The sequence below is a fragment of the Psychrobacter sp. CX18 genome (genome assembly GCF_057396215.1).
Genome location: NZ_JBXYJH010000001.1, coordinates 105,065 through 119,615, shown reverse-complemented (window position 1 = coordinate 119,615; position 14,551 = coordinate 105,065). Strand labels below are relative to the sequence as shown.

General features: G+C 42.1%; 10 protein-coding genes. 5 read left to right on the top strand and 5 right to left on the bottom strand.

Features of this window, described 5'->3' with window-relative positions:
* Positions 1 to 94: 94 nt before the first annotated feature.
* Both AC2SLT_RS00485 and AC2SLT_RS00480 read right to left on the bottom strand, forming a co-directional pair.
* On the bottom strand, positions 95 to 3,196 hold the full coding sequence (locus tag AC2SLT_RS00485; RefSeq protein ID WP_486545280.1) for an efflux RND transporter permease subunit: 3,102 nt from the start codon (positions 3,194 to 3,196) through the stop codon (positions 95 to 97).
* Positions 3,197 to 3,279: 83 nt separating this feature from the next.
* Positions 3,280 to 4,686, bottom strand: coding sequence for an efflux RND transporter periplasmic adaptor subunit (locus tag AC2SLT_RS00480; RefSeq protein WP_486545278.1), 1,407 nt, complete (start codon positions 4,684 to 4,686; stop codon positions 3,280 to 3,282).
* A gap of 617 nt (positions 4,687 to 5,303) precedes the next feature.
* Here AC2SLT_RS00480 and AC2SLT_RS00475 point away from each other — a divergent pair.
* Positions 5,304 to 5,852, top strand: coding sequence for a hypothetical protein (locus AC2SLT_RS00475; protein WP_486545277.1), 549 nt, complete (start codon positions 5,304 to 5,306; stop codon positions 5,850 to 5,852).
* Between the two features lie 103 nt (positions 5,853 to 5,955).
* Here AC2SLT_RS00475 and AC2SLT_RS00470 read toward each other — a convergent pair whose 3' ends face one another.
* Both AC2SLT_RS00470 and AC2SLT_RS00465 read right to left on the bottom strand, forming a co-directional pair.
* Positions 5,956 to 6,753, bottom strand: coding sequence for an MOSC domain-containing protein (locus AC2SLT_RS00470; RefSeq protein WP_486545275.1), 798 nt, complete (start codon positions 6,751 to 6,753; stop codon positions 5,956 to 5,958).
* A 356-nt stretch (positions 6,754 to 7,109) separates the two neighbouring features.
* The gene (locus AC2SLT_RS00465; protein WP_486545274.1) at positions 7,110 to 8,168 is read right to left on the bottom strand and encodes an OmpW/AlkL family protein; all 1,059 of its coding nucleotides are present in this window, start codon (positions 8,166 to 8,168) and stop codon (positions 7,110 to 7,112) included.
* 448 nt (positions 8,169 to 8,616) lie between these two features.
* Between AC2SLT_RS00465 and AC2SLT_RS00460 the strand changes: the two genes are divergently transcribed.
* Together AC2SLT_RS00460 and AC2SLT_RS00455 are read left to right on the top strand one after the other, a co-directional pair.
* The gene (locus AC2SLT_RS00460) at positions 8,617 to 10,101 is read left to right on the top strand and encodes an FAD-binding oxidoreductase (protein WP_486545273.1); all 1,485 of its coding nucleotides are present in this window, start codon (positions 8,617 to 8,619) and stop codon (positions 10,099 to 10,101) included.
* Between the two features lie 366 nt (positions 10,102 to 10,467).
* The gene (locus AC2SLT_RS00455) at positions 10,468 to 11,205 is read left to right on the top strand and encodes a glycosyltransferase family 2 protein (RefSeq protein WP_486545272.1); all 738 of its coding nucleotides are present in this window, start codon (positions 10,468 to 10,470) and stop codon (positions 11,203 to 11,205) included.
* A gap of 212 nt (positions 11,206 to 11,417) precedes the next feature.
* Here AC2SLT_RS00455 and AC2SLT_RS00450 read toward each other — a convergent pair whose 3' ends face one another.
* Positions 11,418 to 12,053 (bottom strand): O-acetyl-ADP-ribose deacetylase, encoded by a 636-nt coding sequence (locus AC2SLT_RS00450; protein WP_486545270.1) that lies wholly within the window; start codon positions 12,051 to 12,053, stop codon positions 11,418 to 11,420.
* A gap of 218 nt (positions 12,054 to 12,271) precedes the next feature.
* Here AC2SLT_RS00450 and AC2SLT_RS00445 point away from each other — a divergent pair, with 218 nt between their 5' ends.
* Both AC2SLT_RS00445 and AC2SLT_RS00440 read left to right on the top strand, forming a co-directional pair.
* A complete protein-coding gene (locus tag AC2SLT_RS00445) occupies positions 12,272 to 12,805 on the top strand; it encodes a DUF2058 domain-containing protein (protein WP_486545268.1) in 534 nt (177 codons plus the stop codon).
* A 745-nt stretch (positions 12,806 to 13,550) separates the two neighbouring features.
* Positions 13,551 to 14,468 carry a DJ-1/PfpI family protein gene (locus tag AC2SLT_RS00440; RefSeq protein ID WP_486545266.1) on the top strand — a complete coding sequence of 306 codons (918 nt, stop codon included), beginning with the start codon at positions 13,551 to 13,553 and terminating at the stop codon, positions 14,466 to 14,468.
* The last annotated feature ends 83 nt before the right edge of the window (positions 14,469 to 14,551 follow it).

Genomic DNA, 14,551 nt, shown 5'->3' with positions numbered 1-14,551 from the left:
TTGTCGGATAAAATATTTACCAGATGACACCTTTATCTTATAGCACGCTAATCGCATGATATATTTATCCAGCAGTGAGACCAATTTACAGCCTCTAAGCGGTTGTATTTGCAGGTCCATTCGGACGAAACCATTTGCGTAATTGTTTTGAGATATCGTCCATAAAGGTATAGACCATAGGGATCACAATTAAGCTAAGGAGTGTTGATGTGACCAGTCCACCCAATACAGCGGCGGCCATCGGTTGACGGAAGGTAGGATCTGCCGACCCCCAACCAAACACTAGTGGCAACATCCCTGCACCCATAGCGACTGTGGTCATAATAATAGGCTGAGCACGCTTATGACACGCGTCGATCAAGGCATCAAAACGGTTCAACCCCAAGTCTTGCTCTGCTATGATTGCATAATCCACTAACAAGATAGAGTTTTTGGTGGCAATACCCATCAGCATAATAAAACCAATCATCGATGGCATCGATAAGCTGCTATTGGTCAGTACCAAGCCGACAAAGGCACCACCAATAGACAGCGGTAAAGCCATTAGGATGGTAAAGGGCTGTAGTACCTTGCCGAATAACAGCATCAATACCCCAAAAATACAGATGATCCCTACTAGCATGGCGATAACAAAGCCACTCATGAGCTCCGCCATACTCTCCGCTTGCCCTTGATCTATCACAGTAATGCTACTAGGCAGGCTATCAGGCTGTAATGATGGGATCGATTTAACGGCACTAATAAGCTCCCCAAGCTCTCCAGATCCAGGTTGCACACTTATTTTAATGGCGCGTTCACGGTCAAAACGACGAATCTGTGAAGGACCCGTACCAAATGATAAATCAGCAACCTCACTGATACGGGCAGGGGATGTACCAGCCCGACTTGTCGGTACATATAGGTCACTCAGCTGACTGACGTTATCCTTAGCCTCGTCCGTTAATCGCACCACTATGGGGACTTGTCGGGTATCTAGATTTAGCTTAGATAAGCGCTGCTCATAGTCGCCAAGTGTCGCAATGCGTAGCGTATCTGCAATGCCTTGAGTGGTAACACCGCGGTCTGCTAAAGCAACTCTATCAGGCAATACGGACAACTCTTGCATAGGTAGGCTACGGTTACTGGTTACGTTACCAGCGTTAGGTAGAGACCGTATCTCAGTCATGACTTGCTGAACGGTTTGCTCCAATATCTCAGGGCTAGCACTGGTCAAAGAAAAACTATAGCCCGTTTCGCCGCCACTCGATAAGCCGACATCAAAACGTGCACTTGGTACATCTGTAAGAACATCGGTGATTTGACGTTCAATTTGGGTTTTGCCAATACGCTCACTTCTAGGCGCTAAAATAATATCTAGACTGGCTTGGTTCTTTGCAGCGCTCTGATTTGAGCGTGAATCCATACTGGCCGCTTGAGGGTCGCCCACCACACTCAGCACATCGGTGACACCATCAACCTGCATCACCCGTTCACGTGCCAAAGCAGTAATGCGAGCGGTATCTTCCAAACTGGCATCTGGCGTCAGCTCGATACCTACGCGCGTTTGGTTAATATCATTATCAGGGATAAAGGCCGTCGGCAATAACTTAACTAAGGTTAAGGATGCCATAAACAGCACTAGAGTCACGGTAAAGGTTAACCAACGATGGCGTATCGTCCAGCTTACTGTTTTAAGATATTGACGCATGAGCCAACTGTCTTTTTCAACATAATTGTCTTCGGGTTTTAAAATATAAGCAGCCATCATTGGGGTAACCAAACGTGCCACCAGTAGCGATGCAAAGATGGCAATGGCCGCTGTCCAGCCAAATTGACGGAAAAACTGTCCTACCACTCCACTCATAAAGGCCGTCGGTAAAAATACAGCAATGAGGGTAAAGGTGGTCGCCACTACCGCCAGACCAATTTCATCAGCAGCTTCCATCGCCGCCTCGTAAGGCGTTTTTCCCATCCTAAGGTGGCGCATGATGTTTTCGACTTCGACAATCGCATCATCCACCAATACCCCAATAACTAATGACAACGCCAGTAAGCTGATAATATTTAAACTAAAATCGAACAAGTACATCGCTAAAAAGGTAGGGATAACGGAGAGAGGTAGGGCAACGGCAGCCACGATAGTTGCACGGACATTACGGAGGAACAAAAACACCACCAGCACTGCCAGTATACCGCCTTCAATAAGCATCTTTAAGGAAGCATGATAATCATCTGCAACAGGCGTGGCACGATCAAATACTTTAGTAATGGTGTAGTTAGGGAGCTCTTGTTGTAGTTTGGCAAGTTCAGCATCGACTTTTTCAACCACGTCTACTTCACTGGCACCGCGGCTACGGGTGACATTAAACGCCACTACTGTGTCACCGTTTAATTGAGCCACAGAGTTTGGATCGGCAAAGCTGTCGGTAATTTGGGCGATTGACCCTAAGCTTTGCGTGCCTCCTGTTGGCACCGCAATTTGCAGCTCATTAAGCTCACGTGCGTTATCAACACCGCCAAGTACTCGTATGGTCTGAGTATTACCGCCCACTTCAGCCTCACCACCTGAAGTATCCTGCTGTATACTGGCAATTTGTTGGGAAAGCTGGGCAATAGGGATTTGTAACGCAGTTAAGTTTTCAGGCTCTACGGCAACCGTAATCTCTCTATCAAGACCACCCACACGACTAACCGCACCGACTCCTTTGATATCTGACAAACGCTTACTAATCACATCATCGACAAACCAAGAGAGATCGACCCCGCTTACGCCTTCTGCAGAGACAGAGTAGGTAGCGACAGGAAGTCCTGCGGTAGTGCGTTTATTGATAATAGGATCATTTGCTGCTGCCGGTAACTCACCGCGTACTTCGCCCACAGCGGAGCGAACATCGTCGACGGCTTCTTGTATGTCTTTTTCTAAGACAAATTCAGTCGAGATGGTAGCAGCGCCAGTCTGCAAGGTTGAGTTGATGTGTTTAACCCCTTCGATACTGGCAATTTTATTTTCAATCTTTTTTGCCACATCATTCTCTAACTGACTTGGCGCAGCGCCCGGCAGTGTTACCGTAACGACCACAGCAGGGAAGTCAATATCAGGGAATTGCTGTACCTTCATTTGCATAAAACCATAGATACCGCCTAGTGTTAGCAGTATAAATAGTAATATGGCAACCAAAGGGTTTCTGATGGAGTAGGCTGAGACATTAAGGCTCATAAAGTGCTTCCTGCGGAGAATAGGGTCAACATTAGCTTACGGCTTTACCATTATCTTAGAGCTTGTCGTTGCATAGGTTTGGGTTAGGTAGTTGGTTTTGGCGTTGTTTCAGAAATACGAACGATATCGCCATCACTTAAGAAGCTACCCCCTTGACGCACAATATTGCCGTCACCTGAGAGCGGCTCAAGCAATACCACGCGATCTCCCTGCCGCTCGCCAAGTTTAACTTTGACCTGTTTAACCCGGTAGATAGTATTGCGGTTGGCATCTTTTACCGCTTTTACTTGCATCACATAATCATAGCCATCTTGGGTGACCACGGCACTGACAGGGATAGTGACTTTTTGTTCACTACCTAGCTTAAACGTCCCACGCTGATACATACCTGCGCGGGCATTAGGATGGGGTGCAAGGGACGCATAAATAGTGATTTGACGGCTACCATCCTCTGCCGTTGGCGATATGCGTGTGACTTGACCTTTGACACTTTTGTTATTGGGCAAACTCACCTCAACAGGAGTGCCTCTATTGATGTCTCCGACTTTATTGGGGTCTACTTGCGCTTGCCATTCAAGCTTACCGGACTCAATAATGGTAAATAAAGGTTCGGGACCTGGGACACTACCCACATTGGCATTTTTCTCACTGATTACCCCACTGACGGGTGCGGTCACTTGAGCATTTTTAAGATTAAGGTTTTGATTATTTAAACGCGCCTTTGAGGCCGCCACTGAGGCGGCAGCTTGATTGGCATTGGCCACATAACGGTCAGCTTCTTGTTGGCTAATGGCATCAATATCTAGCAGGGGTAATATCCTGTCCGCATCCCGTCTGGCAAGATTATAGGTTGACTCAGCTTCAGCAAGCTCAGCTTGGGCTTGAATTTGCTGTTGACGCATGGCCGCAGTATCAAACACTGCCAAAACTTGTCCTTTTTTTACCTGATCACCTTCTTTAACCAATACTTTATCAATGGCAAAGCCGCTCACTTTACCATTGACGGTCGAGGTGCTTTCAGGACTAATAGTGCCGTCTGCTGTTAAGTCGTTGTCTACTTTAGATTGGGTAGGAGTGACAGTTTCGACGGTCAATACAGGCTTTTGAGACCCAGACTTATCGACTTCAGTGATGCTGGTTGCGGTTGCGACTTGAGGGTTCACTGACTTTTCATCCGCAAGCTGCGCATCTGCAAGCTGTTTTTTTGCCCACATTTGTCCACCGACTAGTCCGGCCACAAGTGTGACCAAGAGCAACGGTATCATCCACAACCAGTTGGTTTTAGACTTGTGCTTGCCAGTGTAAGGGGGATACTCAACAGCACCCTCTTTACCCTTCTCATTGTGAGCTTTATTAAGGGCTTCACTAGTAGATTCACTATGAGAAGTGGCGTCATGCACAGTAACCTTATTGTCTAATGGTTTACTGTCTGATGGTTTGGTGCTGACATCCTCTGATGTCTGTTTATTGGGGTCAAAAGAACTTGTCATATTAGTCTCACAAACGGTTTCGTTTGGATGTATAGTTGCTGAATTTATAAAACGCTACCTTGCCAACCTCATTTAGCCTACCCTGGTAGACCCTTTATTCGGTTGCATGGTAATTGTCATCGTCAAGTTAAAGAGCTTAGGCGTTAACCTCGTGAAGCTTACTTGTATAGTATTCGCACGCGGCTACCTCTACCCTTATTTTACTGTCTATGACTCTATTTTAAAGCTCATTGACTATAGAAGAATTGAATTTTTTCAAATAGCTATTTTTGTAAAAAGTCTTTCTTTTAATGAGTTATTATTGCAGATAATAATGGCACTATGGGTTCGTTAATATGCTGTTTTATAAACTTTAAAGATTTAACAGTTTGATTTACAAAGCTTTATAAAGGACGGCACTCACTCACGTTTTCATAACAGTTCTCTTTACAAACAGCCTATAAACATACAACTCTCAAGTAAAATATTACAAAGCCCTTATAAAAACAGCCTATTAAGCTTTTATTATATTGTTAATATCATTATATCTAGATCGTATTATATAGACTACCTTGGTCATCTATAAGATATTTTTAATTAATTAACACTTTAACATAAATTTTAATTTGGAGAAGCATATGATGTTTAATAATAATTCGTTAGTATTTTCAGCATTAGTTGCAAGCTTATTCGCAGTATCTGGAACAGCTGTTGCAGCAACTGGTCCTACTTATAATGGCTCTGGGATGACAGGTTATCAGGTTGGAAATCAGGACGTAGATCATGGCGTTATAAATCGAGGTAATGTTACACCTGCTAATGAACTTGAAAAACCTGTTGATAATACACTACAACAAAAGGTAAATGACAAACGTGGTGAGCTATTGGCCACACAACCAGGTCGTGTTGAGATTAATCAACATACTAAACGCAGTCATGACATGAGCAATACTTCAAATAGTAATGAGAGTGTGAACCGAGTCAACGCGATTAGTACTGCCCCCTTATTAAAAGGAGAAGGGTCAGCCAATCAGGTCAATAGAGGTAATGTAACGCCAGCTAATATGCGTACAACGCCGGCACCGATTACTCTGCAACAAAAAATCCAAGATAAGCGTGGTGAGCTTGTTGCCACTCAACCGGGTGAAGTTGAGATTCAAGAGATGCGTCATTTTGGTGTGCAGTAAACTATATTTAGTGTAGAACGCTTAAACTAAACAATAGTTAGATCAAAAAGAGTTGGCTTCTATGCCAACTCTTTTTTTGCTTGACCTTTTTAATTAAACCCTCTTAATTTAACGGTTGTGATTTTATTTTTTTAGATAGTACTTTTTTCCAACTTTCTTCAAGACAGTCAATATCAAGCCAAGGCTGAATGACATCGGTGTCAATAGTTTGTTTTGCGTTGGCAAGTTGCCATAGCTTGTCCAAACTTGCAAAAGGGTAGGGTCGCTCAATTAAATATACAGGCAGATCTTGACGAATAACACCTTCTTTAACCACCTCAAAATACCAACCCGCAATACCTTGTTGAGTAAACCATGAGGCAATATTTTTATTCCTATTGCTAGTACTAGATAGCATGCCTATTTGATCGTTAATTTTATAGCATGGCCGTCTCGGTTGCACAATACGCAGCTGAACCGCGTCTTCTGCATCTCCATACTGAAAGACATCGCCAATGCACACTGTTGATTCAGCCAAATCAGCATAACCAGACAGGGGTACAGTGGTTAAGTTTTCACCCAATAAACCAATCGAAGTTTTTAACCCAAACGCTTGGTTAAGCTTATCATAGGTAGCAGATGGCATCTGATGAACCGCCTTTAAATGACCACCATGATGACGTCTGTCAGCTTGCTCATCTGTGATAAGCCCCATATAGTTAACGGCAGTGGGTTCAGAGATTGGGGTTTTGTTAATGGCACTCAGCTGTTCACGGGTGAAAGGCATGGCCTTTCCAGCACGCACATGACTTAAGGTGGCGATATGAAGCGGTAGTTTTTGGGTAGCAAAATCATTGATATGAGTATTTTTATTGATACTTTCATTGTTGCGTTTTTCTGGACTTTCTGGGGACTGAGTCATGGCTTATGTTTCCAAATAGGAGTGACACCTTTATGAGTTATATCTTTCAAGTAAAATAACCTATCGTATTTAGGCTCGGTTATGCTCACTGAATCGACTGTTAGTTTCGTTAGATTTGTTTTGTTTGGATTTGACTTCTTTGAAAGGTAAATTTAACGATTTGATATTGAATTATGAGTATTAAATAAAAGGGTACACCTTAAGCTATTAGTATAAACTATTAAGCTTAACTATCAGGTTTAATACGCTTTTGAGTTTAATTCAAAGAAAACGCACATTCAATCCGAAGTTGAATGTGCGTTTATTATTGATGCGAATAATGTGCTAACTCTTGATTAAGAATATAGGGTCTTAAACTAGAAGCGGTAACCCACACCTAAGTAAGTAATATAGGGATCTATATCAATATTCGAAACCGCTTTGATTAATTGCTCGCCATCATCGTTTTTCACCGTAATGGTAGTATCGCTGTCAAGCTTAGCGTATGACACTGAGCCTACCGCAAACCAACTTTCATCGAAGTCATAAGTCGCACCGACGGTGACGATAGGTGCCCAAACACTGTCCGCTTCAACCTTAAGTTCCATTCCACTATCGGACGGTATACCTTCAAGAGAAGCCCCAGCTTTATCATTTTTAATATTTTGAATCATATCTCCAGCAGCCACTAGGTCTTTAGCAATACCAGAGTTAAGCTCAATATCATTAAAATAAGCATACATTAAACCTGCACCGACATAGGGACGGAACTTATCAACCCCTGACTTACCAAATTGATAATGGACTTCTGCAGCCGGTAGCCAAGCACGTGCTGTGGAAGCAGTGCTACCTTGGGATAGATCGGTAATTTCAATGTCTTTTTGAACATCGAATGGAGGTATAATATTAACTCCTGGTGTAACACTACCACTAAAGGGAGCCACAACAGTACCCTTACCTAAAATATCTACTTTAGGAGGGACACCTGCTTTAACTTCTACAGACCAGTTGTCATCAATATAATAATTAAATAACAGACCCACGGTATCTACATCATCAGCCTCAAGACCTGTACCAGGTGTCGCAAAGTTTTGTAAACCGTTGATCGTCGAACTTCCTGACAGTGAAGGGTCCAATGAGTCGCCAGTTAAAAGACTAAAAGTACTTTCAAGACTATTCGCTAATTCTGGATCAACGATATCGTAAACCGTTTGTTTTTTAATACTACCATTTTGAGCCACGGTACCATCATCGATAGCAGTGGTATTTTTAACAGGGGTCGCATCACCCGTAGGACTGGCGTGTAACCAACCTGCTGATACAGAAAATCGCTTGAAGCTACCATCTGTTTTGAAATAATCAAATTCAGCAGCAGCAGATTGACTAAACAGAATTGGCGCAGCAACGGCGCAGGCGAAAGATAGGGATTTATTCATGTTACGTCCTTGTATAATAGTAAAATGAGGTAGAAGATAAGATAACGAATCGTTAAGTCAATAGAGGCTCAAAAGCTTTGTCATAAACCAGCCTACGATGGGATGTTATAAGCAGCAAACTCTTAGGGAGTATGCTAAAGGGTAGAGGATCAAACCATCTGCTAAAATAGTGTAGAAAAACCTACTCTTAAACCGTCCTTGTATACACCCAACGTAGCCATTAAAGACAATCATGTTACACGATTATATCAGCATAGTGATAATTGTTTTAAAGGTTGCCTTATTCTAAAAAACTTGATGAGTATAGTCAAACCATTTTATTAACATAGTCCTAAGAAATTCTTACGAAAATAACAACTTAATATGTAGATTAACGCCTCACCCCTAACGCTATAGGACGTTATTTTGACCTCGTCATCTGATATACGTAATTATAAGGAAAAATATTATGAATCATACAACAGTAAAGCATTTAGAAACAAAAGATTTGGACGATTATTCTCATGATAATTCAGTAGCGTCTCATACTCATAATGGTTCAGAGCAGCAAGAGGGTTATCAGGATGCTATTGCCTCGTTAAAACAACAGTTTGGTGATCAACTGAGTGTGAATTTAACCAACCGTCAGCAGCATGCACATACGATGACATGGCTACAAAACCAGCCGGCGGATGCGGTTCTTGTGGCACGTTCTAAACATGATGTGGCAAAAGCGGTGGAGATATGTAACGCCTATCAAATGCCAGTTATCGCATTTGGTATAGGCTCGTCGTTAGAAGGTCAACTCAATGCCCCTTATGGAGGGCTATGTATTGATATGAGTGAAATGAATGAAATTATTCAAGTGAATAATGAGGATTTGACGGTGACCGTGCAGCCGGGAGTTACCCGTGAGCAGCTCAATCACTATCTGCGCGATACCGGTTTATTTTTCCCGATAGATCCAGGTGCGAATGCCACTATTGGAGGGATGGTCGCAACCCGTGCGTCAGGCACCAATGCGGTACGTTATGGCACTATGAAAGATGTGGTACTAGCCCTAGAAGTAGTCACCGCTGACGGTACTCTTATTAAAACCGGGACCCGTGCCAAAAAATCAGCGGCAGGGTATGACTTAACCCGATTAATGATAGGCTCTGAGGGGACCTTAGGGGTTGTCACAGAAGTGACCTTAAAATTATTTGGTATTAGTGAATGTATCGGCAGTGGTATTTGTCACTTCCCAACTGTCGAAGCGGCCTGTGAAGCCACAATGCTAACAATCCAAATGTGTTTGCCTATTGCCCGTATCGAGCTTCTTGATACGCTACAAGTCAAAGCCTGCAATCAATATTCAAATCTAAATCTTAAAGAGTCGCCTACTTTATTTGTTGAATTCCATGGCAGTGACGCCGGCGTACAAGAGCAAGCGCAGATTTTTTCTCAAATCGTGGAGGAATGTGGCGGGTCTGACTTTGCTTGGGACAGTAATGAAGATGAGCGAAGAAAGTTATGGCATGCCCGTCACAATGCGTATCCTGCCAGCTGTGCGTTACGTCCTGAAGCCAAAGCCTTATCTACAGATGCCTGCGTGCCTATCTCAAGGTTGGCGGAGTGTGTCAGTGCGACGGCCAAAGACATTGAAGCCTCGGGCATGATAGGGCCTATTGTCGGTCACGTCGGTGATGGTAACTTTCATGTACTGCTGCTGGTAGACACTAATAACCCTGATGAGATCAAAACAGCTGAAGAGCTGGTGGGACGTTTGGCGAAGCGATCTATTGATATGGATGGTACCTGCACCGGTGAGCATGGTATCGGACAAGGCAAACAAAAATATATGGCTTATGAACATGGTGAGGCGGTCAAAATGATGCAAGCGATCAAACAGGCGCTTGATCCTAATAATATTTTAAATCCTGGTAAAGTCTGGCCACCAATAGACGCTGCTTAAACAACCCTAACAGTAACATCCTATGTCATTATAATCATATTGACACATTTAGGACGTAACATGAGTGATAATAATATTTAAAAACATATGACCTGATTTATAGTCAACGAACTACTAAACAATTACGGCGTTAACCTCGTTAAGCTTAGTCCCGTATTACTTGATACTTGCACACGGTTGGCTTGTAACCATTTTAGACTTCTTTGACTATATTATGCTCATTGTCTACTATCAATGCAGAAAAACTAACCTATCAAAACTAACTTATCAAAACTAAGCTGTTAAAGACACCAAACCCACTGCCGGTAAAGCGAGTTTGATTAAGATAGGTGGTTTTCAACATTGGTATCACTATAGGATTGTCTTGTGTCTTCACTCAGTATTGTGATTATTACTCTAAATGAAGCCGAGCGTATTAGCGGACTTCTTAGCGATTTGGTAAAGCAAACCTATCGCGATTTTGAAGTCATTTTAGTGGATTCAAACAGTGATGATGACACCTGTGATATAGCCCGCCACTATGCCAATGCCTTGCCAAGCTTACGCATTAAGCAAATGCAGGACAGAGGGGTCTGCTTGGGACGTAATACTGGCGCCGAACTTGCTAATTATGAAAATCTGCTATTTTTGGATGCTGATGTTCGATTAGCACCAGATTTTCTACAAAGAGCGATGGCTTATAAGGAAGCAAGACAGCTCGATGTTGCGGGGGTTTATTTATCTCCTAAAGGACTACCAAAACGCTATACCCTCGGTTATCAACTTTTTAATATGGGTATCTTTTTGACCCAGTTTACGTTTCCTACGGCAGTGGGTGCGTGTTTGTTTTCAACTAAATCAATCCATCAGGCGATAAATGGGTTTGATGCCAGTATCACACTGTGTGAGGACTGTGATTATGTGAATCGGGCCAGTCGTCACACTAAGTTTCGTATGCTACCGATAGGATTTACCTTTGATCCTAGACGCCTTAAACAAGATGGTATCTTAAAGACAGGTAGCAAGTATTTGTATGCCAATACCCACCGTTTATTTATCGGTGAAATTCAGAATCAAAAAATTCGCTATGATTTTGGTCATTACAAGTCCGATAAATCCAAATAAACAGTGTCATACCTCATACCTTACGTCAATCTTAACTTAAAGTACACGCTATAGCTTTTGCAAGGTTTAGCTCCCTTCCTTTTTCAAAGGAAGGGTTGGGGATGGATTTTCGTGAAAAATCCCCCTAAATCCCCCTTTAAAAAAGGGGGACTTGCAACCCTTTTCAATATTTTTTAATAGATGAACTAAAAGTACTGTTGATAATTCAGTTGTTAAGGTCTGTTGTCTAAAAGCGCTTTGTACACCGCTGCATCTGCTGATGAAAAGCAACAAAAAATGATATCAGTGATTGGCAACGGTGTGTTGTCCTTAAGCGACGTCTCTATAAACTGCTGTACTGTCTTTATCGCTATCTGAGTGGCTTCTTTGATAGGGTAACCATAGACGCCCGTACTGATGGCTGGAAACGCAATGCTTTTAATTTGATGCTGTAGTGCTAATGTCAATGAGTTGCGATAGCAGTTTGCCAGTAGTTTAGGTTCATTGTCATTGCCGCCATGCCATACGGGTCCTACGGTATGTATGACATAATCAGCTGGCAGGTTAAATCCTGGGCTAATTTTGGCCTCACCGGTTGGACAACCCCTTAAGCCGCGGCAGTAGTCAAGTAACTCTCGCCCAGCCGCTCTATGGATCGCACCGTCAACGCCGCCCCCGCCCAATAAGCTTGAATTGGCAGCATTGACAATAGCATCTACCTTAAGCTGGGTAATGTCCGCTTTAATCACTAATACTCGAAGCGTGTCTGTCTCATTTCCCGTCACATCGCCCTGCCCATTAGCACTATTATCAAGGCGAATCATCTTTTGAGCGACGGGCTCAATCTCTTTTAACGACAATGCCATCATGGTGTTATTCTCCGTTTATGGTATGCTTTTATATTATAGTGAAACCATTTTAAAACTGCGACAGCGTTAAGCTTATACTTCATTAACGAATATTTTTACGCTATTACGCGCCATGAGTCGGTGAGGTATGGGAAAGGTAGTCTCTATAACAAATAGAGCTAAAAATAAGAAATTTTCAGATTCACGTGTTTAAATACAATATCTAAGGTGACAGTCATATGGCAAAAAATGCCTTACAAGCGCAATTATTAAAAGCGGGATTGGTTGACAGCAAAAAGGCCAAAAAGATAAGCAAGCAGACGCAACATGCCAAGCGTACGGGTAATGATCCTGATGCAGAGGTTAAGAAGGCCGTGGCAGCAGCACAAGCAGAAAAGTTTGAAAAAGATCAGAAGCTGAATCAACAAAAGCAGCAAGCGTTAGAAGAAAAGACCCGCTATGCCAATATTATCCAAATGATTAATCAACATCAGATTACAGAGACCCAAGGAGATGTTGAGTACCGCTTTGTCGATGACTCAAAAATTAAAAAGATTCATATTACCCAAAAGTTATTTGACCAAATCGTGGCCGGTCATGTCAGTATTGCGCGCTTAGAAGAAGGCTATGCGTTACTACCACGGCCACTGGCGGACAGGATTAACGATAAGATGGAAGGCTTTATCGTAGAATCGAATGATAAAGCGGTGGACGCACCCGCTGAAGATGATCCATACGCCGCCTATGTCATTCCAGACGACTTAATGTGGTAGGGTGGCTTGTAATTTGGCCTGCTTATTCAGACCTGCTAGATTTTTTATATCAATGATTGTTAAACGTTGTTTCACGTGAAACAACTTATTCTATTATTTTTCAATACACTTTATACATATTCAAACACTCATTATAGGGTGCAAACTATGTAGCATACGACCTGCCATAACAACTAAAACATAACCCTCTGCTATATTGGTAGAGGGTTTTTCATAAGCTTAATTTAATCCGGAGATACGCATAACCTACACAGCTTACGAAACGTTAAATCTTTCATCACCTTAATAACGCAGGAATTTGCTAAATTGAATAGATATTGATTAGATAAGGTATCGCTATTGCTCATACATGACGTTGTAAACAATCTTATCTATAACGTTTAAACATCATGTGTTCCATTATTTAACTATTCGTTTGAATTTACCGTTTAAATAAAAAGCTGGCAGTGGTTTATCATTTAACGCAATTTTGAAAACACGCCAATCTCAACTTAAAGGATTAACTGTAGCTTTTGAAAGGTTTAGCTCCCTTCCTTTTTCAAAGGAAGAGTTGGGGATGGATTTTCGGTAAAAATCTCCCTAAATCCCCCTTTAAAAAAGGGGGACTTGCCACCCTTTTAAGTATTGTTTACTAGTGGAGCTAAAAGTACTGTTGATAATTCAGTTATTAATATTGCTAGCTATTAAGTTTAGGATGGGATTGAAAAAATACTTATATATCTACAATCTTAAAGGAAGAAACAATATGAATATTAAAGAAACGCTAGGGAATATTAAGCAGACACTAGGCTTTGAGCCACAAGAAATTGAAGAGGGTATATTTATCCCTGCAGAATCGGCACTCAAAATCGCCGCACCTAAAAAGAGTGATTACGATAATACCGTTTTTGATGCTCCGTACAGTGGCAACAAAAAGATTATGATGGTCTGCACCGAACAAAAATATATGACCATGGAAAATGGTAAGAAGTTTGCAACGGGTAATCAGCCCATCGAGATGATGGTGCCGATGTTACATTTTAAAAAAGCAGGGTTTGAAGTTGATGTGTTCACTCCAACGGGTAAATCTGTTGAAATTGAAACGTGGGCAATGCCAAATGAAGATGACAACGTCAAAAACATTTATCAAGAATACAAAGATAAGTTTGAGTCGCCAAATAGCTTAGCAGACTTCGTTAAAAACGACATGGCAGATAGCGAAGACTATGTCGGCATCTTTATACCCGGTGGACATGGCGCGATGTTAGGTCTACCAGAAGATAAAAACTTAGGGGAAGTACTGCGTTGGGGACATAAAAAAGAGCTTGTGACTATGGTAATTTGTCACGGTCCAGCCGCTTTATTAGCCGCAGATCTAGCGCCCGCAGATTCTACTGATAACGACTCTGAAAATAAAGCAGATGGCGACTTCATCTATAAAGGATATGATATTGTTGCGTTCCCTGATGTCATGGACAAGCAAATGCCTAAGATGGGCTATCTACCCGGTAATATGCCATGGTACTTTAACGAAAAGCTTGAAGCCTTAGGAATGACGGTTACTAATAAACTGGCAACCGGCCACACGCATCAAGATAGAAAACTAATCTCTGGTGACGGCCCACTAGCCGCCAATGACTTTGGTAAACTCGGTGTTAAAGAGCTGTTAAAAGTCGTTAGATAGGTTATCTGAATTAACCTAATCTTTCTAACAATACGCTACTAAAGCAATAAGCTACTAACACATCCAGTCATAAAAAAATAAAG